Genomic DNA, 23782 nt, shown 5'->3' with positions numbered 1-23782 from the left:
GAATTTAGAAAATTGCAAACAACTCCATACTAATTCTTTGAGAAATCTAAGGGAAGTCAGCTGCCAATCAGCTGGAAAACCGCAATAAAATGCGCTGCAGTACCTCCTAAAACAAAAACATGCCAAATGGCATGAAAAAACATCCGCTCACTTTTCACATAAAAAAATACCCCGATCGTATAGCTCAGGCCCCCAAGTCCAATCCAGAAAAGTGTTTCGAAGCTCAATTTTTCCAGTAAATCATTGAAAAAGAAAACAGCCAGCCACCCCATAGTCAAGTAGAGGACTACAGAAAGGGTTTTGAATTTTCCGGTAAAAAAGATCTTAAAGAAAGTACCGACCAAAACGGAGCCCCAAATGATTGAAAGAAAAAGAATGGCTTTGTCGGTTTGGAGGATGGCCAAAACCATGGGAGTGTATGAACCAGCGATCAGGCAATAAATCGACACATGGTCCATCACCTGCAATCGGGATTTTTTGACGGGATTCTTGGCGGCATGGTAAGCAGTGGAAAACCCATAGACCATCACCACTCCAATGCTGAAGGCCAGGGTTCCAATTAGTGTTTTTCCGTCTTGGGGCTGATTGAAAAGAATAATTATCCCAGCGATTCCCAAGATAAGCCCCAAGGCATGGGTTAAAGTATTTGCCTTTTCCTCGGATGGGGTTTGCAGTCTTTTCTCAGGTTTAGACTTCACTGATCCAAGTTGAGAGTTTTACCTATCGGCTTATCATTTCTACTCCACTCACTCCAGGAACCCACATACAGCTTGGGAATACCAAGCCCCGCATGCTCTAAAGCCAAAAGAGTATGGCAGGCAGACACTCCTGACCCGCAGTGTACGATGATATGGTCATTGGGTATTTCTTCAACAATTGGGAGATACTTTTCTCTCAGTTCCTCTGAGGACAGAAAATTCCCTTCCGAATCCATGTTTTCAGTTAAGGGGACATTGACTGCTCCAGGGATATGTCCTGCTACCAAGTCGATCGGCTCAAAATCTCCCCGATATCGCTCCTCACTTCGCACATCAATGATCAAGTGGTCCTTTTCCCAAGCTTTTGACTGAACCTCCTCCATGGTTGCGATCATCAGCTTCCATTCTTTTCCCGGATAGGGAGTTCCATTCATCCGGTGGAAGGGTTGGGTGCTTACTGGAAATCCGGCTTTGAGGGCCGCTTGCATTCCTCCTTCCAGCACTTGAACTTTTTCATGCCCCAAAGCCCTCAGCATCCACCACATCCGGGCTGATGCATTGGCCCCTTTTTGATCGTCATAGATGACTACTTGACTGTTTGGATTGATTCCTAAATCTCCTAAAACCCTACAAAAGTCCTCCACCTTGGGCAAAGGATGCCTGCCACCCAAGGCCAAGTCTTCCTTGATATCTGCCAATTCTTTGTCGGGGTCAATAAACTTGGCTTTTCTGAGATGGCCGTTTTCAAAAGTTTGTCTTGGAGAAGCACTGTATCGGGCATCTACCAATACCAAGTCAGGTTGGTCTACAATCTTCAAAAGAGCTTGGGCTGAAATAAGCGGACTGGTCATTTGTCGGTCTGAATTGAAAATTGAATTTAAGGAATTCGGAAAAGTGGACTCATAAAAAAATCCTGCTTTTTTCGAAAAGCAGGATTCTTTTAAATTCTATCGGTTAAAATCAAAATTGGGATTTGAATTGCTCCATTTTCTGATCGACTTGGGTGTCAACCGGGAAAGTCACTTTCACCCCTTCCCAAGCCATGGTAATATGGGCGATTTTATTATCATGAGCGGAGATGTGGTACTGAAGTCTTTCGGTATTTCCACCTCTCTCGGTAGTAGCCTTGAAGGATACAGCATCATCTTTAGCTACTGCTTCTTCATCGATTTTGCCATCTTTCATGTAAGCAAAAACAGAAGCTGCTTTGCTGTTTAGGTGCACAGTCCAGTCTCCGGATTCAGTTGGAGTCATGAAAATGGAGTATTTTCCGGCTCTGAGATTTTTACCTCCCACATTCACTCCTGTACTGAATTCGATGATGGTTTGTGCATTGGCGCCGGCTCTCCAGGTCACCCCGTATTTTTCGATTTCTCCGAAAATTTTTCTCCCTTTCACAGCAGGTGAAGAATAATCAATGCTGATTTTGGTAAAGCCTACCACTTGGGAAACAGCTGCCGCAGGGCTCAGTGCGGGCTGCTGAAGCTGGGCCATCGCTGCAAAAGTAGAGCTGATGAATAGGGCAAAAGCAAGAAGAAATAGTTTTTGTTTTTTCATTTGAGTTTGGGTTTTGTTTTTCTGCTAACCTCTAAAATTAAAGGATGTTTTGGAATGGAAGGTGAAGAAGTTGATCAAGTGGAGAAATTTAATGCTTAGTCAAAGTTTTTGACCAATGCCTCTTCTACCGAATAAATCATTCCTCCACAGGCAATCCCTACCCAAAAGAGGCCGCAAAAGAGGCCCGATTTTCCTGAAAGTGGGATTATAAGAGCGACTATCCCCAGAACTAGGCTGACTTTTCCCCAAGAGATCATCTGAACGGCTCCTTTTTTTGGGCAAAATCCCAAGCTTGCTGACTCCTCATCGAGCGAGCAGATCTGTACCCATTTAGGCCATTAATCTCCTCGGGGGGAAATTTTTTTGTCATTTGGCCCACCAGAATAAAAATCACGACTGTAGCCACTGGAATCCAGACCAAACTGCTGGTAAAGTAAATCTCCATGAAAAGTAATTGAAGATTATAATCTTAGGACCATCACCACTCGTCTGTTTTTTGCTTTTCCTTCCTCACTGAGATTACTGGCTATCGGGCTGAGTTCTCCCACCCCTTCAGGGGTAATCTGACCCTCGCTGACTCCATGATTTTGGATCAAAGATTGAGTGGCGGCCTCGGCTCGTTTTTTGGAAAGGGATAGATTGTGCGCAGCGGTTCCGGTATTGTCTGTATGTCCTACCAAATAGACTTTGACTTGCGGGTATGCACGAAGGTAGATGGCGATTTCTTTCAAGGTTTCCTCGGATTCCGGCTTGAGGGTGGCTTGGTCCGTATCAAACAAAATCCCGTAAAAAGCAACTTGACCATTTTCAGTCATGGCTTTTTGGATTTCTTTGGCAGTCCAGGTGACGTACTGCTTCATGGCCTCTTCCCGAACGACCGTGACTTGGTAATCCCCACTCCCGTCCGAATTGACTTCCATCCAATATTTATCACCGGATCTCTCAAAAAAGAAATAGGCTGCACTTCCTGAATAGAGGAGCTGGCCCCCAAGTTTTTCAACAGCATTTTGATAGTTTTTAAAAATCATCGCCTTAGCGGGCCGTTCGTCCCAGTTTCCTTTCCAACGGTATTGAGTGACAATTTTTTGTCCCTCCTTGGTCTCTGGATTCCTGTTCCCTTGGGCATCTTGGGTGTAGATCGTAAACGAATCAAATTCCCGGTCTTCACATCCGACCAGCTCATGGTTAGGCAAGGGTGAAAAACTTTCTTTTTCTGCGCAGGGAAGTGAGTTTTGTCCGAAGACAAAGAAGGCTCCATAATTCAGGGCGTAAAGGGTAAACAGAAGTTTTTTCATGTCAAAAAAGGGGAAGTTTATGTTTAGGAAAATTTCAGGCCGATCCCAAAAAAGTCCATGGGATCGGCCTGTAATTCTATCAAAGAAAATTTCTTTCAGGATTTATTCTTTAAGAATTGTCTGGATAAAGGCCACACTTTGAGGAATCTGCTCGACAGAGCGTGAGCTTTCGTCCTCGATCACCAAAAAGGCCGTTCCCTGCTTTTTCGCCTCGCGAATGAGACCTGCTATATCAATGTCCCCAGTACCCAAGACTACATTTGTTTCCACGTCTCCGTGGCCGTCAGTAGACCCAGGAGTGCCTTTTTTGCGGTCTTTAAGGTGTAGCTGAGGGAATTTACCCGGATAAGCCTGCATGATTGCCAAAGGATCTCCTCCTCCCATTTTCACCCAATACACATCCATATTGAACTGGTAATGCTTGGCATTTTCCAGAAGGTAATCCATAGGCACTCCCTGTCCAGCATCCACAAATTCATAGCCGTGAGGATGGTAAGTTAAGGTGACTCCCTCATTGGCAAACATCTCTCCTGCTTTGTTAAACAAATCCACGGCCTCTTTGGTCATTTCCATACTTATTGGGCCATCAGGATGGGGAATCCAATAGCAGGTGGCAAACTTTGCCCCATATTTCTTGGCTTCGGCAAGGATGTCTTGAGGGTCGGTTTTGAGCTTGTTGTAATCTGCCCCGACTCCTACTACCCTGAGGTCATTGTCCGCCAGTAATTTTTGGTACTCGGTATCAGACATTCCGTAGCCTCCACCTCCTTCCAGTGCGGAAATACCCCATTCTGCTATCATTTGATGATATTTTACTGGGTTTACTTTCATTTCATTTCTTAGAGAGTAAAGTTGAAGTGCTATTTCTTGGGCATTTAGGCCTATCGAACTAATCATAAATAACAAAAGGCTTAGAATTTTAAATTTCATAGCATGTGGTGTTTAGGTAGCTCTAATCTAGGAAAAACCAATTTATCCTGCAGGATTCCTTTCCCATTTCCATCAATTTTTCTTTAAATTCAAAGAATTACCTACACTTATGAATTCCCGAAGAAGATTTATCCAAAATACCTCCCTCGCAGGACTTGCTATGACTATTCCACCCAATTTCTCCCTTTTTGCAGCCCAAGATCAAATACTGGGTCACGGCGATTTCAAATACAAAATCGACCCATCTTGGGGAAATCTGGACCCGGATAAATATCCTGTGGTCAACTGCCATGAAATGGTGATGGACCGGAAAGGCAGATTGATCCTGCTTACTGATGAAGTCAAAAACAATGTCCTGATCTATGACCAAGCCGGTAAACTGCTGGATTCTTGGACCTTGGGCTTGGACCGTGCCCACGGCCTTTCCCTGATAGATGAAGGAGATGCAGAATACCTGTGGGTAGTAGACAATGGTGGCCGGGTGGTCAAAACTACCCTTGATGGCGTAGTAGTATCAGAAGTGATTTCACCGATTCAGGAGGGGGTTTATGAAGAAAAAATGCGATGGGTGCCTACCGAAACTGCCATTGGGCCCAATGGAGATTTGTATATCGCTGATGGGTATGGCTCCCAGTACTTTTTGCAGTACGATCAAAACGGGAAGTTCATTCGGAAATTCGGTGGACCGGGACAGGGTGATGCCCAGTTCAGTACGGCACATGGAATTGCCGTTGATACCAGAGGAGGAAAGGAACCTACCTTGCTCTGTACTTCCCGAGGCCACAACTCTTTCAAGCGATTTACGCTGGATGGGAAATACATCGAAACCATTTTTCTCCCCGGAGCTTTCGTATGCCGACCGGTCATCCATGGAGAAAATCTCTATGCAGGCGTCTGCTGGTCGCGATTGAGGTATTTGGAACAGACCGACAATTCCGGCTTTGTAACTATTCTGGACCAAAATAACCAAGTAGTCTCCAATCCAGGGGGGACAGCACCGGAATATCGCAATGGAGAATTGCAGCTGATGGTGCAGAAAGAGCCTGTATTCAAGCACTGCCACGATGTGTGCATCGATCAGGATGAGAATATCTACGTCTGCCAATGGAATGCCGGGAAGACCTATCCAGTCAAATTGACCAGAGTGTGAGAGGCTGGGCCACTGAGTAAGAGGAACGAAGCCGGAAGCTCATCAATTAATCCCCATGCCCTATCTAATTCCCAATAAATCAATAACACCTAATCAATCCCCTCACGATGAAATCAGTCACTGTAGGATGGTTTGAAATTCCGGTTCAGGACATGGATCGGGCCATCCAATTTTATGAAGCAGTATTTGAGTGCAAGCTCAATAAGCAAGTCATGGGTGATTTGCAGATGGCTTGGTTTCCCTGGGATGAAAGTCAAGGAGGAGCAGGAGGGAGTTTGGTATATCACAAAGATTTTTATCACTCCAGCAGGGAGGCAGGTCCTTTGGTTTATTTTTCCTGTGAAGACTGTGCTGTGGAACTGGAAAAAGTGAAGAAAGCCGGTGGTGAGGTGATGATTCCAAAAAGACAGATTACCCCGGAAATAGGGTTTATGGGTGTGTTTTTCGATTCGGAAGGAAATCGGATTGCCCTTCATTCTAATCTTTGAGTCCAATTTCTTCCCAGTTTCTTGATAGAAAAGAAAAAACGAACTTACTGAGATGTATGAAGTTCACCAAATAGTTTTAGTTTTGGTCTTCACAAATCCGTGATTTTGAGCTATGAATTTTTTCAGATCAGTAGATCAGGCGGGTAATCTGCACCAGTTACAGAACCGGATATCGGAAATATTCGCATTTCTGGCAGGTTTTCTCATGCTTTTTTTGGGGATTTCGGATTATTTTTTGGGATTGAGTCAATTCATCGTTACGGTCAAGGTAGTTTTGGCATTTCCTTTTTTGATCGGCTATGGGATGATGAGGAAGTGGGGATATCATCCTGCCATCATGCATGCCTTGGTCCTGATAGGATACCTGACCATTACACTGAATTATTTCCACAATGAAGGGTACAAAGGCCCCTCTATGTATGCTTTTTTCATCTTTGTGGTAGTGACCGCTATTCTTTTTGAAGGTTGGCAGAAGGTGTTTTGGTTGCTTTTTGGCTTTGGTACGATAAGTTTCCTCTTTTATGGAGAAATCAGCGGACAATTCACAGTGGTGCCTCATTACCAAAACCTTGAAAATTTATTTTGGGATCATTGGATCACTCTTCTATGGACTGGGCTCTTTTCTTTTTTGGGGATTCACCTCTTTATCAAAAATTACCACACCCAAAATAAATGGATGAATGAAGTCCAAGCTGAAAAAATCAAAGCTTTGGAAAAACTTGAGGAACTCAACACGAAGAAAAACCAGCTTCTTGCTCTCCTTTCTCATGATTTGAAAAACCCGGTTGGAACGCTAAGTACCACCTTGGAATTGGTGGATCGAGGGGTGTTTGACAAAGAGGATTTGGAAACCATCCTTAACGACCTGAAAGGCCAAAGCTTTCATCTCAGTAAGGTGTTGAACAATACCCTCAATTGGGTCCTGACGGAAATGGAAGAAGGTGAGGTAACCCTGGAAAAGGTAAGCGTTTTTGCACTCACCAAAGAAATCGGGAGTACGATGGAAGTTCAAGCCTTGAGAAAAAACCAACATCTGATGTACCATTTTTCCGGAGATGACCAAATTTTGGATTTGGAGGTCAATGAGATCAAAATTATCCTAAAGAATCTCTTGGACAATGCAATCAAGTTTTCCCCACTCGGAGCGAATATTGAGATTAAGCTGTTCATTCGACCTACTGAGATTCGGTGGGAGGTGAAGAATGAAGGCCAAGTTATCCCGGAAGAGGTCTCACATGAATTGTTTGAGTTTAAAGTGAAGAGTTCCCGTGGCACACAACTCGAAAAAGGAACGGGCTTAGGGCTTCCTTTGTGTAAAAAAATCGCTGATAAGCTGGAAATGACCTTGGGCTTCGAGAGCGCTTCTAGTCAGGCAAATGTATTTTTTCTTTGTAAAAAAAGGCAGGCAAGTGACGGCTTAAACCAAGACCACTCGGAGGCTTTTAGCTCCATGGGCTCCGATAACGAGTGATTGCTCGATATCTGCGGTTTTAGAAGGTCCCGCTATAAAGAGTCCAAATCCAGCATGGTCTTTTCCTATTTTTTGATAAGCCTGATGCATGTTTTCTACCAAATGTCCTTTTGGCACAATCAAGACTAAGTGCTCCGTGATAAATGGCATAGCCCGATGAGGCAATTGGTTGTCATCCAGCCAAATGGCTCCGTTTTCAGCTACTCCAAATTGTCCCTCTAAAATGGCCAATTCCAGATTTTCTAGGTCGTGAGGATCTTTTGGCAGGGTGACCGTAGAGTAGCTTTTATATTCCGGGATAGCTGAAAAAACCCGATTCATTCCCGAGCTCTTTAGCCAAAATTCAAATGCTGAAGAATCCATCACTTCCGCCTTGTTTCCTATCAAAGAGGTGGTGAAATCCTTAACCAAATCGCTTTTTATTCCAAAACTCGGCACATCTGGCAAAGGCTTCAGATCACGGTGAATTCCGCGGATTGAGTTCAATATAGCTTCTCTGCTGCTCATGACCTGTTTCTTTTGTACCACTCTTTGAATGACAGCTCGGGTGTTTCGGGTAGATTTCGTCCTTTTCCCCAGCTGTTGATCGGATGATAAATCAGGGATTTGGGCAAGTTTTTCAAGGCGGATCTCATCAGACTTCCTGAAATTTTATACGCCAGAGGACTTTTGAATATTCCACTGGCCACCTTCATGGACAGGCTTTTTCCTAATTCTCCATGGGTTTTGGTGATCTCCTGTCTCCATTCGTAAAGCTGCTCGTGAATGTTGATTTTGACTGGACACACATCTGAGCAGCTCCCGCAAAGGGTGGAGGCAAAGGGGAGGGTGCTGTGTTTTTTCATATCCAATCCGGGCGAAAGGATCGATCCTATCGGTCCGGGAACAGTGCTTCCGTAGCTATAGCCCCCACTTCTTCTGTAAATTGGGCAAGTATTCATGCAAGCACCGCAACGGATGCATTTAAGTGAGTTGCGAAACTTCTCCCGGGCCAGTTGGGCCGTACGTCCATTGTCGACCAGGATGACATGGATTTCTTTACCTGGAGAAGGGCTTCTAAAATGGGAATTGTAATTGGTGACGGGCTGCCCTGTCGCAGATCGGGCCAAAAGTCTTAAAAAGACCCCTAAATCCGACCTTCTTGGAATTAGCTTTTCGATCCCCATGCATGCAATATGCACATGCGCCAGATGTACCCCCATGTCTGCATTTCCTTCGTTGGTGCAGACGACAAACTCACCGGTTTCGGCTACTCCAAAATTGACTCCGGTGATGGCCACTCTGGCCTGAAGAAATTTTTCCCGAAGGTGAATCCTCGCTGCTTGAGTAAGGTAAGTAGGATCTTCGTTGCCTTTTTCTGTGTGGAGCTTCTCGTGGAAAAGTTCTGAAATCTCTCCCTTTTTCAAGTGAATTGCCGGAAGCACGATATGGCTAGGAGGCTGATGCAAAAACTGAACAATCCGCTCTCCCAAATCTGTATCGACCACTTCCACTCCGTTTTTTTCCAAATAGGGGTTGAGGTGGCATTCCTCCGTCAGAATGGATTTACTCTTGACAATGGCTTTACAGTCCTTTTTTTGCAAAATCCCCAAAACAATCCGATTATGCTCTTCTGCATCCTTGGCCCAATGGACTTGGATCCCATTTTTCAAAGCGTTTTTTTCAAACTCTTCCAAGTAAAAATCCAATCGGGACAAGGTATGATCCTTGATCTCAGAGGCGAGGTTGCGCAAGTCTTCCCACTCAGGAATGGTCTTACTGATTCTGTCCCGCTTATCCCGGACAAACCACAAGGTCTCATCATGCCATTTTGCTTTGGCTTGATCTTTCAGAAATTCCGCTGCTGCTTGAGGATGACTCATTGGATTGCCTGATTTAAGATTTCTGCCACATGCATAAACTTCATCGGACTGCCTTGCCGACTCGCAATACCCTGCAGATGCATGATGCAGGACATATCTCCACCGGTGAGGATTTCTACTTGCTTTTCCTGATGGTCTTCCAGTCGGTCTTTACCCATTTGAATGGATAAGGCTTCTTCAGTCACTGAAAATGTACCTCCGAATCCGCAGCACTCATCCGTTCGGCTTAGCTCCACCCATTCCAAACCTTCCAGATTTTCCAAAAGTTTTTTTGCCTTATTAAAGGGAGAAATATGCATCTCCGAACTGGAAGCCAATCGAAGGCCACGTTGTCCATGACAGGAAGCATGATAGCCCACTCGATGAGGAAAAGTCCCCTCCATTCGGTTTATTTTCAAAATATCCGTTACAAATTCAGTGAGTTCGAAAATTCGGTTGTGAACTTCACTCTGGGTTTTTTCCATACTCGGGATGGGAGGAAAATGCTCCTTCACATGAAGGACACAGCTTCCAGAGGGAGCTACGATGTAGTCAAAGCCTCCGAAAACCTCCAGAAAATGCCGGCTTGTACCCACAGTGTCCCGCTCATACCCAGCATTGGCCATAGGTTGGCCACAGCAAGTTTGCTCCAAAGGGTAACTCACTTTGCAGCCAAGCTTTTCCAGTAGTTCCAGAGTAGCTATCGCCACATTGGGATAAAACTGATCTACATAGCAAGGGATAAAAAGGCCAATATGGGGAGTCGATGGATTCATTTTGGAGAAGATAAGGTCAAAAATCCATATTCACGAGCATAGCCGCCCCTAATGCAGATCCATTCGGGAAATCACTAGGGATGATTTCCTTTCCGGGAAGTTTGATTCGAAGCATTTCCAGAAATATGTCATTGGCATTGAATCCTCCGTCCACATAGATTCTGTTCACTTCTGCACCTTCCAAAACCAGCTTGAGCGAGGCTACTTGGATATCAGTCAGCTCATGAATGAAGGTATAATAGGCCTCTGTGAATTCGGCAAAAGAGTCCCAATCTGTCTTATCTGCTTTCTCCAAGCCATAGTCTTGGGGCTTCAAATAGTGAAAGCCGATCCGCTTGCCTGTGTTTCGGGATACTTCTTCGAAAATGGATCTATCAAATTTCAGTTTTTTATAGGTTCCCAAGGGTAGTCCCCAATGTGCATACATCTGCTCTACCTGGTACTTGTGCTCTTCTCCGATGAAAAGCCTGGAGATTTTGATGGGCTGGCCTGATATGCTCAAAAATTGAAGGCAATCTTGGGACAATTCCGCTTCCGAAAGCGGAGTTTTGTTAAAGGGGTTGATGCTGATGGCCCAAGTACCTGTAGAAAGCAGGATAAATGGATTTTTTTCTTGCCTCAAATAAGGCAAAAGGGCTCCGGAGGAATCATGAACACCAATTCCACAAGGAATGCTTCCCAACTCGGCCTTAGTATGTACGATAGAGTTTCCTGGTAAAATAGGAGGCAACAGAGGTTCGATTCCTTCCTTTCTCACCCAGTGGTGATAGTCCATTTTTGCAAAATCCCATAGGGCGGTATGACAGCCAATGCTGGTATAATCAGAGACGAAAAGCCCGGTAAAAATCAGGCTGAGATATTGAGGTAGGTGGAGGCAATATTTGATTTTTTTGAATTGATCAGGCTTGGCATATTTCAAAAAATAGATCTGAAGGCCTGAGTTCAGCATAGCCAATGGAGGAGAGGAGGTTTGTTGGCAAAAGGTCATTTTCCCTTCGTTTTCGCTGTAGAATCTGGTTAATAAATCCTCAGGAAAGGGCTTCAGGTAGTCGTAAAGTGGAGTGACTGGCTCTCCCGAGTCGTCTACATGAACGAAAGAAGCACCATGCCCGGAAAAGTTGAGTTTTTTGATTTCAAATTCGGGAAATTTCAGTGCTTTCTTGAAAGTGTCCAGCATCCAGTCCCGCATGGGGAGAACAGGCTCACTGGGAAAGCCATCTTCATCCGGGATGGCCTCCAAGCGAGTATAGGTGTGGTAGACTTCCTTGAGATGCTGATCAAAAAGGAAGAACTTTTTATTGGTTTTCCCGATATCAAAGACAGCGGTAACGGGAGTTTTGGACATTTAGAGGTACGAGTTAGGATTTACGAGATTTGGGAAAATCTCATTGGAAGAATTTTCAAATTTTTCAATTGTTAAATCTTTCAATTTAAAGCGACTTCCTCAGCGTCATTCGAAATGGGTTTTTGATCGGAATTCTGTCTTCTTTTCCCATGATTTGCTCTGCAATGGTTTTACCCATATTCTGAAAATCGGTGGAGATAGTGGTGATCCCTTCGGCAAGGATTTCTTTAAGGGGGGTGTCGTTGTAGGAAATGACTCCGATATCCCGTCCTAGTTTGAAGAGTTGCTCTCTGGATTTCTTGACAATATTGACCAAATCTGACTCTGCAAGGACAATGTGGCAATCTCCCTCATCAAGTGGCTCATCGTCATCAACCCCATCGACAATGAGATTTTTGAAGTCATGGAAAAAGCAAAAGCGCTTAAACCCGTCCATGATTTCTACCGGGTAGAGGTCTCCTTTTGGAAATACCAAAATCAGCCTTCTGTATTTTCTCAAATGGGAAATCCCAGATTCCAAGACTTCGAAAATATCCTTGGCAAAATCCTGATATACTCCCGGAAATTCATTTTCATGACCTTTCACTGCCCGGTCAATAATCAATAGCTTGTCTTTCGGAATTCGCTTGATCAGATCATAAGCTGTCTCAGGGTGACCTTGGTTATCAAAGAAGTGAGGAGCTAGGATGTAATAATTGTAATTCCCGAGATTTTGCTCCAGCAGGTCTTCAAAAAGATTCCTGTTGTAATGATGGATGTGGAGGTCCACAGTAGCATTGCCTGAGAGGGTATCCACAATCGAATAATAAATAATCTTCTTGTATGAACTCAGCTTATTGAAGAGCAAAAGAACCTTGGTTTTGGTGCTCATATTGGTAGAGCAGATATAAAACCCCTTGCCTCTGACTGAGGTGATGATTCCTCGATCCCGAAGCTCATTGTATGCTTTCTCTACCGTATCCCTGCTTAGCAGAAAATCAAAACTGGTTTCATTGATCGAAGGAATCCGATCACCAACATTCAGTTTACCTTTTTCGATATCCTCCAAGATAAGATTGACCACCTGAAGGTACTTTGGCGTGCGGGAGTCGACCGCGATTTTTTCGGATTTGTCAAGTAGCATGGGTTATAGGGTTTTGGGTCGTATTGTTGGGTAATCAAGCTATTTTCAGTCTTATCTTGGGAAAGCCGCAGCAAGACCACCATCCACATTCAGCATGTTTCCGGTAGATTTGCTTAGCAATCCACTGACGAAGGCAAAAGCCGCATCAGCAATATCGCTTACTTTGACGCTTTCTTTCAAAAGAGTCCGGTTGGCATAGTATTGAGGAAGGTCTTTGACCTCGATACCATAGGCTTTGGCGCGATTTTCGGCCCAGCCTCCCTCCCAAATGTTGGAGTTCTCAATAACTGCATCCGGATTGACTACATTGACTCGGATTTTATCCTCGGCCAGTTCTGCGGCCATCAGCCGGGACATGTGAAGCTGAGCAGCTTTTGCAGTCCCGTAGGCTACATTTTTGGGACCGGCTACCAAAGCATTTTTACTCACAACATTGACTACGTCACCGCCAAGAGCCTGCTCTCTCAGGATTTTTACTCCAGCTTTGGAGACATGATATTGCCCCATGACCAAGATATCGTTGAGTCGGGCCCAGTCCTCTTCGGTATGTGCCTCAAAGGCTCTGGATATGGAAATGCCGGCGTTGTTGACCACAATGTCCAAGCCTCCAAACTTCAGGCAAGTGGCCTGGATAGCTTCAGAAAGGCTATTGGCGTCGGTTACATCCAACCTCGCGCCCAAGACCACATCCTTTCCATACTTCTTTTCAAATTCTTTCACCGCCTCGTTTAGCCTGTTTTGATCGATGTCTGTCAGGACCACACAGGCCCCTTCCTGCACGAATTTTTCTGCGATTCCTTTCCCGATGCCTCCCGCACTTCCTGTGATCAAAGCAATCTTTCTGGAAAGTGGCTTTTCTTTTGGCATTCGTTGAAGTTTGGCTTCTTCCAAAAGCCAATATTCGATATCGAAAGCTTCCTGAAGGGGTAGGGAAACATATTCGGATACAGCTTCAGCCCCCCGCATTACATTGATCGCGTTGATGTAAAACTCGGAAGCTACCCGACTAGTCTGCTTGTCTTTTGCAAAACTGAAAAGCCCAACACCCGGCCAAAGGATTATGACCGGATTCGGGTCGCGCATAGCCGGACTGTTGGGGTGCTTGTGCTTTTCGTAATAGTCGGCATACATTTCACGATAGGATTGGTATGCCGATCCGATTTTTTCTTTCAAATCCTGCGTGTCAGTGAGATCGGCATCCGCTGCCAAATCCAGAACCAAAGGACTAATTTTGGTTCTCAAAAAGTGATCCGGACAGGAAGTGCCCATAGGGGCCAATTTCCCCAAGTCGTGGCTATTGATGAACTGGAGAACGGTCTCACTGTCGTTGAAGGTGCCAACCATTCGCTTTTCAGAGGAGGCTAGGCCTCGCAATACCGGAGCAATTTGTGCAGCCTGTGATTTTCTTTTTTCCGAAGGAAGAGAAGCTACCTTTTCCCCTCCGAAAACAGGTTTTTTCTTGCCATAATTGGCCGCCAAATAGGACGAAGCGGCCTCGATCACTTCCAGGCTGTTGATGTAGCATTCATAGGCGGTGTCAGCCCAGGTAAACAAACCATGCCCCCCAAGCATAATTCCCCGAATACCGGGATTTTTATCCAAGGCTTCTCTTAGCTTCAAACCCAAGTCAAACCCCGGTCTCTGCCAAGGAACCCAGGCAATTGCTCCTTTCCAAATGTCCTGTGTGATTTGCTCACCATCCTTGGAAGCCGCAATAGCAATTGCTGCATCCGGATGAAGGTGATCGATATGCTTAAACGGAAGAAATCCATGCAAAGGAGTATCGATAGAAGGTGCCTTGGATGCCAAATCATAAATGCAATGGTTGAACAGCTCGACCATTTCGTCCTCAAATTCAATTCCCCTGTAAATTCCTTCCAACGATCTTAGCTTGTCTACATATAATCCAGCTAAACCCGACCGGGTGAGTGTACCTATATCTCCACCTGAGCCTTTGATCCACATGACCTCTACCGGTTCTTTGGTCAGCGGATCCAGCTCTATGGTTTTGCAGGAAGTGTTCCCTCCTCCGTAATTGGTGATTCTGAGGTCCGCTCCCAAAATATTGGAGCGATAGAGTAAAAGTGCTACTTCATTGCCTTCCAACTCAGATGCTTTGGACTCATCCCATAGGTAGCTAACATGCTTGAAACTCATAATAGGTGTATTCATGGTTGTTTGAGGGCTTCTTGTTATAATTTGAATTTCAGGGAATCCAGTTTTTTAAGTATCCTGTAGTGTCTTGAGAGGTAGGAATTTTTTATGCGAAAAAATTCTCTTTGGAATTTCTTTCTAAATATTCTTATAATCTAGCTCAATTGGCTTTTTTCACAAAATGAATAAGAAATAAAGTGAATATTGGCTTCGGACACCGCAGGATGGGTGACTAGTCCCATTTAATTTTCTTCCAATAAATCTTCACCCAAATGGCCAATCCTTTTTTCAAAAAAATAGTATCGGAAACCAACGAATACGAACGCACTCCTATCCCGGATTCCCAGCTAAAAGGGAATCGGAGTTTTCTCGGAATGTATGCAGGAGAGCATACCGCTGGGACGGAATTCGTAATTGGACCCTTGTTTGTCGCCCACGGAGTCAGTGCGGGAGACTTGGTTTTAGGCCTATTGATCGGAAATCTTCTGGCAGTACTCAGTTGGGCCTTGATTACAGCACCTATTGCAGCATCCAAAAGACTGACGCTTTACTATCAGCTGGAAAGAATTGCCGGAAAACAGGTAGTGCGATGGTATAATCTGGTCAATGCGCTTATGTTTTGCTTTTTGGCTGGATCGATGATTGCTGTGTCGGCAACTGCGGTTGGGATTCCTTTTGATTTGGAAATGCCGACCCTTTCGGATTGGCTGCCAAGGACTCCAGGTTGGATTCTGACTGTTTTGTTGATGGGAGGGGTGATTACTTTGGTAGCGATTCAGGGGTATAATCAGGTGTCCAAGTTTGCCAATGTAATGTCGCCTTGGATGATTCTGATTTTCTTTGCAGCCGCCATTGTGGGTTTGGCTCAATTAGGGGTAGGATCGGCGGAAAGCTTGGTTTCTATCGCTCAAGAAGTGATTTGGAATGGAGTTCCTCTTCCCGGAATGACTCAGTTTACCATTTGGCATATCATCTTTTTTGCCTGGTTTTGCAATATGGCCATGCATATCGGAATGTCTGATCTGACTATTTTAAGATATGCCAAATCCTGGACTTCCGGTTTTTCCGTATTCGCGGGGGTGTATTTGGGGCATTTTGTAGCTTGGATTGCCTCGGGTATTCTCTATGCGGTATTCCTTCAGGCAAATACCGGTTCTCAGGAATTTGCACCCGGACAGATTGCTTATCAGACCTTGGGGATTGCCGGAGCGGTCTGTGTGATTATTGCAGGTTGGACCACTGCCAACCCAACCATATATCGGGCAGGATTGGCTTTGCAGGGGATTTTTCCTAAAGTTCCAACCTGGAAAATCACCGCCATCGTGGGTGGAATCACCAGTTTGGCCGCTTGTTTTCCTGCCTTGGTAATGAAGTTGCTGGACTTTGTGGCGCTCTATGGCTTACTCTTGATGCCCATGGGAGCCGTGATCTTTGCTGATTTTTATTTTGCTGCGAAAATGGGTTTCCGCTCCGAAGGCGCAATGAATACCCAATCTGATTTTAGCTGGCCGGCTTTGCTTAGTTGGGTGCTGACTCTGGGCTTTTGTCTGGGCTTAAATCTGCTTTATGGAGTAGAAGTCTTCTTTCTCGGCCTTCCGGGCTGGTTTGTGGCAGTGTTCATTTTCGTCATCGCCTCAAAAATGAAATATCCGCTTACTAAAACTCTTGCCTCATGAAAACGGTACTGAAATTTATCTCTTTGCTGGGCTTAATCTTTACGATTTACCCTCCTGTTCTGTATTTCATAGGAGATGCTTCCTTGGACAGGATGAAATTTTCCATGGGAATCGGAATGCTGCTTTGGATGGTCACAGCGCCGTTTTGGATTAATAAAAAGATGGAAGACAGAAGACCGGAGCCGGAAGAAAAATGACCGAATACAATGAACAATTTTCAATTAGCAATTACCAATTCTCAATGGTAGATAAACTGGAAAACCTTGATCATTTAACATAAATCTCAAAAACCTATAAGTTCCCTCCATGTCCACTCAATTCCACCAAAAATCACTTGCCCTTATTGCCGAACAATTGTCTAAAAAGGGAACGGATATCTCACAATTGATTTCTCAAATTTCTGCCTTTCAGATTGCTGCTCCGAGTTGGGCGCTTGGGGCTGGAGGGACGCGTTTTGGACGGTTTTCTATTGGTGGAGAGCCTAGGAATTTGGAAGAAAAACTGGAGGATATCGGCCTTTTGGCTAAGCTGACTAAGCGAACTGATGCCGTTTCGCTGCATATTCCCTGGGATATTCCTCAGGATGCGGAGGCGGTGAACCAAAAAGCCGCAAGCTTGGGTATCGGCTTCGATGCGATGAACAGCAATACGTTTCAGGATTACGGGCAGGCGCTTTCCTATAAAATGGGTTCGCTGAGCAATGCAGATTCTTCAGTTCGAGCTCAGGCAGTGGAGCATAACCTACAGGTGATTGATATCGGGAAAAGTTTGGGTAGCAAAGGACTGACCGTGTGGCTGGCAGATGGAAGCAACTTTCCCGGACAGGCCCATTTCCGAAAGGCGTTGCAATGGACCATGGAATCCCTGAAGGAAATCTATGCAGGAATGCCGTCGGACTGGAAGTTGCTGTTAGAATATAAGCCCTACGAACCCAATTTTTACCATACAGTCATTCCCGATTGGGGTACTTCGGCGTTGATTTGTCGTCAATTGGGAGATCGGGCAAAAGTATTGGTCGACTTGGGGCATCATCTGCCGAATACCAATATCGAGCAGATTGTGGCGACGCTGATGCATCAAAATTTATTGGCAGGATTTCATTTCAATGACAGTAAATATGGAGACGATGACCTGAGTACCGGAAGCATCAAGCCCTACCAGCTTTTTCTGATCTTTTGCGAATTGATAGGCGGATCCTCAGATGGAGCTCAGGCTTGGGATTCCATTTCCTGGATGATCGATGCGAGTCACAATGTCAAAGATCCCATTGAAGACTTGATTCAGGCGCTCGAGGCCATTTCTCAGGCTTATGCTAAAGCCCTTTTGGTTGATCGGGAAAAATTGACTCAATGTCAAAATGAAGGGGATGTGGTGGGTGCCCAGGAAGTGCTTCAGGAGGCATTTTTGACCGATGTCCGTGCGTTGGTTAGAGAAGCAAGAATCCAAAGTGGAGGAGAAGCCGATCCGCTGGCTTTTTACAGAAAGGAAAAAATCAGGGAAAAGTTGATAAACAAAAGAGGAAAGAATGCGCAGGCGAGTGGGCTTTAAGCCTAAATTGGAACTTCAAAAGCTTATTGACGTAATATTTCTCAGTAATAAGCTTACAATTAATTTTTTTCCAATCCCAAGATAATCTAATGCGAATTTGCCTATCGGTTTTTTTCTTTCTCGTTTTGGGTAAGCTTTTTTCCCAAACCATCATAGGCACTGTAAAGGAAAAAGGCTCGGGATTGCCGCTTCCTTTTGCCAATGTATTTATCAGCAATACCACATTGGGCAAAGCTACAGATCGGGAGGGCCGATTTCGGATTTCCGGCGACTTGCCCCAGGAAATAGAAGTGGTGGCCTCCTTTGTCGGATACATCACTGAGGTGAAGAAGATATCCACTCGTGGAAAATCCGAAATCCAGGTTGACTTTGAGTTGGCCATCAATGAATCCAATCTGACCGAAGTACAGCTCAAAGCCAAAAGAGACAAAAATTGGGAAAGGGAATTCCGTCGGTTTGAGGAAGTGTTTTTGGCCCTGCCTGATGATCCTTTTAAACCCAAAATTGAGATTACCAATCCTTGGGTAGTGGACTTTGAAAGAGTAAAAGTTCAAGGCGCTCCAAATTATGTCAAGGCAAGTGCCCAAGAACCGCTGAAAATCATCAATCAGGCTTTAGGCTATGAGGTGGATTATTACCTGCAGGATTTTCGGGTCAGTCGGGGAGGGTCGAGATTTTACGGACAGGTATTTTATGAAAGCATAGGCAATGACTCTTTAGCTCAAACCTGGGAAGAGGTTCGGGATGAAAATTACTACCAATCCATTCGGTTTTTGAATCAGGCGATCCTGCTCAACAGTCCCGATACCGCACACTTTCGGGTGTATCATGCGTTACCGGAGCGTTTGGACCGTATCCGAACCAACGATCTGACCCAAGAAATAGGTGAAACAGTTATCCCAATGTCCACAGACTCCATTTTAAGACGACCAAATGGAGATGGGACATTTCGAATTTTTCTTCCGGGAAGGATGGAAGTTCACCATGTGGACAAAGCATGGAAAAACGACTATTATACCAATGTGTATTACGCAATCAGTTGGATTTTTGCTCCTGAAGGATTTTACGATGTGGACCGAAAAGGAATCTTGATCAATCCTACTCAATTGGTGCTATCGGGGTATATGGGAAGACAACGGATGGCCAGAATTCTTCCCTTGGATTTTGAGCCTAAATCTTCCTATATGGTCACGGCCATGGAGGCAGAAATTGAGCAAAACCCGATTGAAAAATGGGATAGACTTAGGGAAAAGGCTTGGTTTACCACCAACAAACCGTATTTCTATCCGGGTGAAACGGCCTGGATCGGAGGGCATATGCTCTTCCAGGAACCTGCCTGGTCTGACACCCTTAGCCGGGTACTTTATGTGGATTTGTTGGATCAGGATTCGGTATATCAGTCTTTTACCTTCCCTTTAGTGGAAGGTAGGATTTCAGGAGGCTTTGAAATACCCGGATCATTGCCCGCGGGTGATTATGCACTTCGGGCCTACACGAATTGGAGCAGGAATTTCCCTTCTTCAGATCAGTTTCTGCTGGCGCTGCCGGTTTTGGATCCCCGTCTCAAGCCCATATCAGAAAGTTTGGAGGAAGAAGATATTATCGGGGGAGTCACGGTCCAGCCCTTCTTTTCCATTTCTGATTCTCTTTCTTTTCGGGTGATGGGTTTGGACCTGAAGTTTTTGGATGAATTCCAAAATCCCATCGATGCAAAGTTTGTTCTTTCCTTGACCGATTGGGAAGAAGTGGCTTTTATAGATCAAAACAATGATCTGGAAAAAGCCCTTGACTGGTTGGATTCGGATTTGCCCGCCGCTTTTTCAAATGACTTTTCCTTTCCCATCGAATACGGGATATCCGTAAGGGGAAATTTTATCCCCGACAATCGCAGAAGGCCTTTGGCACAGCCCATCACCATTGTTCGTGGAGATCTGGAGGATTATGGACAAGTTCAGTCCGATAGTATGGGCAGGTTTTGGGCGACAGGTCTTTATTTCCGTGATACGGCACAAATTGCCATTTCTGCGGTCAGTGAGCGCTTGAGGCCCTTTGGTTCGATTGAACTGACTTCTTTCTCTAAGCTTGGACCTGCCACTTCACTTCCAAAACTGAATTTCGAAACCGAAGCGCTGAGTCAGGAAATTCAGCTATTGGACACTTCGGGAGATTATATTTTACTGGAAGAGTTTGTCAAGGAGGAAGTTAAGGAGCGGGAGACCATGGCAGACCGGAATTATGGATATGGCATTCCCAACCGGGAAATGGGTGAGGAGGAATTGTCAAAAATGGCAGATTGGAAGCAGGTTTTTGGACAATTGGCCTTGTTTGGAAATTATACTTTCGGTGAGAAAACAGGACCCCCATTGATTATTCTAAATGGACAAAAACTTCCGGGTATTGATCCTGAAGAAATTTTCCTCACTTTAGTTCCTGCCGAAGTGGAGTCGATCAAAGTCTACAATGACAATATCAGCAAATCAGTTTTTGGGATGTTGGGGTATGGGGGCGTTTATATGATCGAGACCAAAAAAGGGTTCAGATCAGGCCCTGATTCCGATCGGAAATTTAATTCCGAAGGATTTACAATTTTTGAAATCCCGGGCTTTACCGATTTCACCGAATTCCCCAATCAACCCCCTGCTGAGCAATTCCTGAAAAGAAAACCTACGCTGTATTGGGAGCCGTTTGCCCAAACAGAAGAGGGATCGTTTCAGGCCCAAGTCAAGGTTCCTTATGGTGTGAAGCAGATTCGTGTCAAAGTAGAAGGCAGGACCACGGATGGGGAAGTAATATCCAAGATTTTGGAGTTGAGGCTTTAATTAGCGTATCGAATGAGGCTGTCTCAAAAGTGAAGTTTGTCACATTGAGCGAAGTCGAAATGTCGTCCGGAAAGCTGGAAATGGCCTTCGATTTCGAGACTCTCGTCTCTCAAGTGCTCAGGCTGACAACGAAACGATTTATTAGATAACCTCATTCAATTAACTCTTATACAGCTCATAGAAATTCCCCGGCGTAATCACCTTAAAGCTTGAATTCGGATACGTTTCGGAAAATTCTGCCGGGAACTTGCCAGGAGCTCCTTCTGCATACTTGAACTCAAAGCAGGTCAGGTGCCCGTCTTTTTCTTCAATGTAGTCGATTTCCTTTTGGTCGTAGGTTCTCCAAAAGTAGGTATTGACAAATCTTCTGTGGTTTTGGTTGAACTTGATCCGTTCGGTGATGCAGAAGTTTTCCCAAAGTCCGCCCACATCCGTTCGGAGGTTCATTTCGTTGAAGTTTCTGATCACTGCGTTGCGTATTCCTACATCGTAGAAGTAAATTTTTTGGCTTTTGGCCAATTCCTTCCGAAGGTTTCTGCTGAAGGAGTTCAGTCGGAAAATCACAAAGGATTTTTCCAGCAGCTCCAAGTATCGCTTCACCGTATGCACATTCGTTCCTGTGATTTGCGCTAGTTCATTCAATGAAAACTCACCTCCGGTCTGCAAGGCAATGGCTGCCAAAAGCTTGAAAAGCAAGTCCGGCTTTTTGATTTGCTCAAACTGGAACAGGTCTTTGTACAGGTAGTTGGATGAGATTTCGGCGAGTTCCTCAATTTTTTCATCTCCAATACTGTTGTACACCTGAGGATAGAGTCCGAATCTCAGGAAGTTGGGCAGATTGGCTTTGATCTGAATGGGATTGTGAGATTGACCTATTTCTTCCAAAGAAAAAGGAAGCAAAAGAAACTGGCGCGATCTGCCCGTCAGTGGCTCGGAGACCATTCCTGAAAGTTCAAAGCTGGAAGATCCTGTGGCTATAAATTGAACATGAGGGAAGGTGTCCACCAGTACTTTCAATACCAAACCGATATTTGCGATATGCTGTGCTTCATCAAAAATGATCAGCTCGCGATTCCCGATAAACTCGGCCAAAAGCCCTGAGTTAGTCGTGGAAAGGGCGTCTTTGTATTCCTGAAGCTCACAGTTGATGTAAGCCGATTTTTCAGAAAACTTCCCTAGCAGGTGTTTTACCAAAGTGGTTTTCCCGGTCCTTCTCGCGCCATAGAGGATCAGCACTTTTCCTTTGAAAAGCTGGTCTTCAACTTGAGAGATGATGGTTCGGGATACTTGCACGAGCTTGTTTGATCTAAATTCCTGAATCTAACTTCACAAAGTTAAGCAAATTTATGAAGTCAACTTCACAAATTAAGCTAAATTCATGAAGTTAACTTCATAAATTTTAATGAATTTGTGAAGTTGGGGTGTAGAAGCACTAGAATATGCCCTAGAGGGAAGGTCTTGGCACAATGGGCTTACCAGTAGATTTTTTAAGGGGAAGGTTAGCTTGGCTTTCTTTCAGCCATCCATAAAGGAGGGTGTAGAGCTCCTTGGCTTTTTCCGGATTCGTACCCGCTAGGTCCTGGGACTCAGCTAAGTCTTCCTTCAAATTATAAAGCTCAATTTTTTGGCTTTCATAGTGCAGAATCAGCTTCCAGTCTCCCTTTCTGACCGCTGCTGCAGGCATCCCCAATTGATTGGAAAAGTGGGGATAATGCCAAAAAAGGGGGTGTTCTCTGAAGGCTGTTCTGTTTCCAAAAAGAATCGGGGAAAGGGATTGACCATCCCAGGCTTTTTGGGAAGTCAGTCCGGCCAGTTCCCCAAAAGTGGGAGCGAAGTCCAAGTTGGTTGTAGGAAAAGAAGTGACTCCGGGGTCAATTTTTTCCGGCCAAAAGGCAATCAGGGGAACACGTATCCCGCCTTCATAGGGATGACCTTTCCATTTTCGCAAAGGATCCAAGTTGGTCGGAATAGGCCCAAGCTCCGGTAAACCTACTCCACCATTATCCGAAGTGAAAATGATTAGCGTGTTTTTATCGAATCCCTTTGCCTTGAGTTTTTCCAAAATCAATCCGATTCCATCATCCACTGACTCAATCATGGCTGCGTAGTAGGGATTGTATTTTCCCCCAAACTGCTCGTATTTTCTGAGATATTTGCTGACTTTATCTCCTCTGGGGACTATGAATACATGAGGTGCAGAATAGCTGAGGAATAGAAAAAAGGGTTGACTTTGCTCTCTTTTTTCCAAAAAATCCAAAGTGTAATCCGTCAGTCTATCGGTGAGGTAATGAGTACCGGAGTCTTGGAATACATTTTCGTAGCTATCTTCAAAAATCCCGTAATGGTAATAGTCCAAACCATTTTTACCGATCATTCTAGCGTAATCAAAACCCTGAGCCCAGGGTGTCTGATCTTCTTGGTTTCCCAAATGCCACTTCCCAATCATAGCCGTTTGGTAGCCTTTTTCTTTGAAAAGTTCTGCCAAAGTCACTTGTTCTCCGGCTAAATAGGGATTCCAAGGTGCGGGGTCGATCGATAGCGAATCCGCTTTTCGGTTGCCCGCGATGAAATTGGTCAGGTGATAGCGGGTAGAATGAATACCTGTCAAGAACCCCGCCCGGGAAGGAGAGCAGACTGGGCTGGAGGAATAGGCATCGGTGAATTTTAAGCCGTTTTTTGCCAGGAAATCCAGATTGGGGGCTTCCTGAAAGGGATTTCCATAGGCTGGTAAATCGGTATAACCCAAATCATCAGTCAGAATAAAAATGATGTTTGGGCCAGACGCTTGCGCAGTCAAATCCGTCGTAAAAATCGAAAAAAACCACAAAAGGCTAAAGAATAATTTTCTCATGACCAGGCTGTTTTGGATTAGGTTTGAATCAAATTAGGTTAAATTCAGGGAAACTTCCCA

20 protein-coding genes are annotated in these 23782 nt (G+C 44.8%); 7 read left to right on the top strand and 13 right to left on the bottom strand.

The genetic code is table 11. The annotated features are described in order from the left end of the window. Nucleotides 1-56: 56 nt before the first annotated feature. The 5 genes from trhA to AAA943_RS14335 all read right to left on the bottom strand — a co-directional run bounded on the left by trhA (nucleotide 57) and on the right by AAA943_RS14335 (nucleotide 4480). Nucleotides 57-698: a PAQR family membrane homeostasis protein TrhA gene (trhA, locus tag AAA943_RS14355; RefSeq protein WP_338224956.1), complete on the bottom strand. Its 642-nt coding sequence runs from the start codon at nucleotides 696-698 to the stop codon at nucleotides 57-59. After that, the gene (locus AAA943_RS14350; protein WP_338224955.1) at nucleotides 695-1549 is read right to left on the bottom strand and encodes a sulfurtransferase; all 855 of its coding nucleotides are present in this window, start codon (nucleotides 1547-1549) and stop codon (nucleotides 695-697) included. The genes trhA and AAA943_RS14350 overlap by 4 nt, the downstream gene beginning before the upstream one ends. Nucleotides 1550-1658: 109 nt before the next feature. Continuing rightward, entirely contained in the window at nucleotides 1659-2255 is a 597-nt protein-coding gene (locus AAA943_RS14345) for a DUF2911 domain-containing protein (protein ID WP_338224954.1), read from the bottom strand. 461 nt (nucleotides 2256-2716) lie between these two features. Continuing rightward, nucleotides 2717-3550 carry an OmpA family protein gene (locus AAA943_RS14340; RefSeq protein ID WP_338224953.1) on the bottom strand — a complete coding sequence of 278 codons (834 nt, stop codon included), beginning with the start codon at nucleotides 3548-3550 and terminating at the stop codon, nucleotides 2717-2719. A gap of 102 nt (nucleotides 3551-3652) precedes the next feature. Then, complete coding sequence (locus tag AAA943_RS14335) at nucleotides 3653-4480, bottom strand: sugar phosphate isomerase/epimerase family protein (protein ID WP_338224952.1); 828 nt, start codon at nucleotides 4478-4480, stop codon at nucleotides 3653-3655. A 109-nt stretch (nucleotides 4481-4589) separates the two neighbouring features. Between AAA943_RS14335 and AAA943_RS14330 the strand changes: the two genes are divergently transcribed. The 3 genes from AAA943_RS14330 (at nucleotide 4590) to AAA943_RS14320 (ending at nucleotide 7589) form a co-directional block, all read left to right on the top strand. After that, on the top strand, nucleotides 4590-5630 hold the full coding sequence (locus tag AAA943_RS14330; RefSeq protein ID WP_338224951.1) for an NHL repeat-containing protein: 1041 nt from the start codon (nucleotides 4590-4592) through the stop codon (nucleotides 5628-5630). Between the two features lie 107 nt (nucleotides 5631-5737). After that, a complete protein-coding gene (locus AAA943_RS14325; RefSeq protein WP_338224950.1) occupies nucleotides 5738-6118 on the top strand; it encodes a VOC family protein in 381 nt (126 codons plus the stop codon). Between the two features lie 112 nt (nucleotides 6119-6230). Then, nucleotides 6231-7589: a sensor histidine kinase gene (locus tag AAA943_RS14320; protein ID WP_338224949.1), complete on the top strand. Its 1359-nt coding sequence runs from the start codon at nucleotides 6231-6233 to the stop codon at nucleotides 7587-7589. Here the strand turns inward: AAA943_RS14320 and AAA943_RS14315 are convergent. The 6 genes from AAA943_RS14315 to AAA943_RS14290 form a co-directional block, all read right to left on the bottom strand. Further along, nucleotides 7536-8096, bottom strand: coding sequence for a LutC/YkgG family protein (locus AAA943_RS14315; protein ID WP_338224948.1), 561 nt, complete (start codon nucleotides 8094-8096; stop codon nucleotides 7536-7538). The two genes, AAA943_RS14320 and AAA943_RS14315, sit on opposite strands and share 54 nt — an antisense overlap. Continuing rightward, complete coding sequence (locus tag AAA943_RS14310) at nucleotides 8093-9451, bottom strand: lactate utilization protein B (protein ID WP_338224947.1); 1359 nt, start codon at nucleotides 9449-9451, stop codon at nucleotides 8093-8095. Before AAA943_RS14310 ends, AAA943_RS14315 begins: the two co-directional genes overlap by 4 nt. Next, entirely contained in the window at nucleotides 9448-10206 is a 759-nt protein-coding gene (locus tag AAA943_RS14305; protein ID WP_338224946.1) for a (Fe-S)-binding protein, read from the bottom strand. Before AAA943_RS14305 ends, AAA943_RS14310 begins: the two co-directional genes overlap by 4 nt. A gap of 16 nt (nucleotides 10207-10222) precedes the next feature. Further along, entirely contained in the window at nucleotides 10223-11551 is a 1329-nt protein-coding gene (locus AAA943_RS14300) for an FGGY-family carbohydrate kinase (protein WP_338224945.1), read from the bottom strand. A gap of 85 nt (nucleotides 11552-11636) precedes the next feature. Next, on the bottom strand, nucleotides 11637-12674 hold the full coding sequence (locus AAA943_RS14295) for a GntR family transcriptional regulator (RefSeq protein WP_338224944.1): 1038 nt from the start codon (nucleotides 12672-12674) through the stop codon (nucleotides 11637-11639). Nucleotides 12675-12725: 51 nt separating this feature from the next. After that, nucleotides 12726-14846 (bottom strand): bifunctional aldolase/short-chain dehydrogenase, encoded by a 2121-nt coding sequence (locus AAA943_RS14290; protein ID WP_338224943.1) that lies wholly within the window; start codon nucleotides 14844-14846, stop codon nucleotides 12726-12728. Between the two features lie 254 nt (nucleotides 14847-15100). On the opposite strand from AAA943_RS14290, the gene AAA943_RS14285 reads away from it, so the two are divergent. The 4 genes from AAA943_RS14285 to AAA943_RS14270 all read left to right on the top strand — a co-directional run bounded on the left by AAA943_RS14285 (nucleotide 15101) and on the right by AAA943_RS14270 (nucleotide 20871). Beyond that, nucleotides 15101-16504: a purine-cytosine permease family protein gene (locus AAA943_RS14285; protein ID WP_338224942.1), complete on the top strand. Its 1404-nt coding sequence runs from the start codon at nucleotides 15101-15103 to the stop codon at nucleotides 16502-16504. Next, nucleotides 16501-16701, top strand: coding sequence for a hypothetical protein (locus AAA943_RS14280; protein ID WP_338224941.1), 201 nt, complete (start codon nucleotides 16501-16503; stop codon nucleotides 16699-16701). Before AAA943_RS14285 ends, AAA943_RS14280 begins: the two co-directional genes overlap by 4 nt. A gap of 109 nt (nucleotides 16702-16810) precedes the next feature. Then, the gene (locus tag AAA943_RS14275; RefSeq protein ID WP_338224940.1) at nucleotides 16811-18052 is read left to right on the top strand and encodes a sugar isomerase; all 1242 of its coding nucleotides are present in this window, start codon (nucleotides 16811-16813) and stop codon (nucleotides 18050-18052) included. A gap of 89 nt (nucleotides 18053-18141) precedes the next feature. Further along, nucleotides 18142-20871 (top strand): carboxypeptidase-like regulatory domain-containing protein, encoded by a 2730-nt coding sequence (locus tag AAA943_RS14270; protein WP_338224939.1) that lies wholly within the window; start codon nucleotides 18142-18144, stop codon nucleotides 20869-20871. A 159-nt stretch (nucleotides 20872-21030) separates the two neighbouring features. Here AAA943_RS14270 and AAA943_RS14265 read toward each other — a convergent pair whose 3' ends face one another. Beyond that, nucleotides 21031-22164 carry an ATP-binding protein gene (locus AAA943_RS14265; protein WP_338224938.1) on the bottom strand — a complete coding sequence of 378 codons (1134 nt, stop codon included), beginning with the start codon at nucleotides 22162-22164 and terminating at the stop codon, nucleotides 21031-21033. A 151-nt stretch (nucleotides 22165-22315) separates the two neighbouring features. Further along, nucleotides 22316-23722, bottom strand: a complete 1407-nt coding sequence (locus AAA943_RS14260; RefSeq protein WP_338224937.1) for a sulfatase — start codon at nucleotides 23720-23722, stop codon at nucleotides 22316-22318. Nucleotides 23723-23782 lie beyond the last annotated feature (60 nt).

Origin of the sequence: Algoriphagus confluentis, from assembly GCF_036245625.1 — a bacterium.
Taxonomy (GTDB): Bacteria; Bacteroidota; Bacteroidia; order Cytophagales; family Cyclobacteriaceae; genus Algoriphagus; species Algoriphagus confluentis.
Note: the sequence above shows the minus strand (reverse complement) of the source record. Positions and strands in the feature narration are given on the sequence as shown.

Excerpts from the sequence above, each read along its gene's own strand:
- AAA943_RS14350 (WP_338224955.1), bottom strand. The coding sequence starts at position 1,549 with ATGACCAGTCCGCTTATTTCAGCCCAAGCTCTTTTGAAGATTGTAGAC.
- AAA943_RS14345 (WP_338224954.1), bottom strand. The coding sequence starts at position 2,255 with ATGAAAAAACAAAAACTATTTCTTCTTGCTTTTGCCCTATTCATCAGC.
- AAA943_RS14340 (WP_338224953.1), bottom strand. The coding sequence starts at position 3,550 with ATGAAAAAACTTCTGTTTACCCTTTACGCCCTGAATTATGGAGCCTTC.
- AAA943_RS14335 (WP_338224952.1), bottom strand. The coding sequence starts at position 4,480 with ATGAAATTTAAAATTCTAAGCCTTTTGTTATTTATGATTAGTTCGATA.
- AAA943_RS14330 (WP_338224951.1), top strand. The coding sequence starts at position 4,590 with ATGAATTCCCGAAGAAGATTTATCCAAAATACCTCCCTCGCAGGACTT.
- AAA943_RS14325 (WP_338224950.1), top strand. The coding sequence starts at position 5,738 with ATGAAATCAGTCACTGTAGGATGGTTTGAAATTCCGGTTCAGGACATG.
- AAA943_RS14320 (WP_338224949.1), top strand. The coding sequence starts at position 6,231 with ATGAATTTTTTCAGATCAGTAGATCAGGCGGGTAATCTGCACCAGTTA.
- AAA943_RS14315 (WP_338224948.1), bottom strand. The coding sequence starts at position 8,096 with ATGAGCAGCAGAGAAGCTATATTGAACTCAATCCGCGGAATTCACCGT.
- AAA943_RS14310 (WP_338224947.1), bottom strand. The coding sequence starts at position 9,451 with ATGAGTCATCCTCAAGCAGCAGCGGAATTTCTGAAAGATCAAGCCAAA.
- AAA943_RS14305 (WP_338224946.1), bottom strand. The coding sequence starts at position 10,206 with ATGAATCCATCGACTCCCCATATTGGCCTTTTTATCCCTTGCTATGTA.
- AAA943_RS14300 (WP_338224945.1), bottom strand. The coding sequence starts at position 11,551 with ATGTCCAAAACTCCCGTTACCGCTGTCTTTGATATCGGGAAAACCAAT.
- AAA943_RS14295 (WP_338224944.1), bottom strand. The coding sequence starts at position 12,674 with ATGCTACTTGACAAATCCGAAAAAATCGCGGTCGACTCCCGCACGCCA.
- AAA943_RS14290 (WP_338224943.1), bottom strand. The coding sequence starts at position 14,846 with ATGAATACACCTATTATGAGTTTCAAGCATGTTAGCTACCTATGGGAT.
- AAA943_RS14285 (WP_338224942.1), top strand. The coding sequence starts at position 15,101 with ATGGCCAATCCTTTTTTCAAAAAAATAGTATCGGAAACCAACGAATAC.
- AAA943_RS14280 (WP_338224941.1), top strand. The coding sequence starts at position 16,501 with ATGAAAACGGTACTGAAATTTATCTCTTTGCTGGGCTTAATCTTTACG.
- AAA943_RS14275 (WP_338224940.1), top strand. The coding sequence starts at position 16,811 with ATGTCCACTCAATTCCACCAAAAATCACTTGCCCTTATTGCCGAACAA.
- AAA943_RS14270 (WP_338224939.1), top strand. The coding sequence starts at position 18,142 with ATGCGAATTTGCCTATCGGTTTTTTTCTTTCTCGTTTTGGGTAAGCTT.
- AAA943_RS14260 (WP_338224937.1), bottom strand. The coding sequence starts at position 23,722 with ATGAGAAAATTATTCTTTAGCCTTTTGTGGTTTTTTTCGATTTTTACG.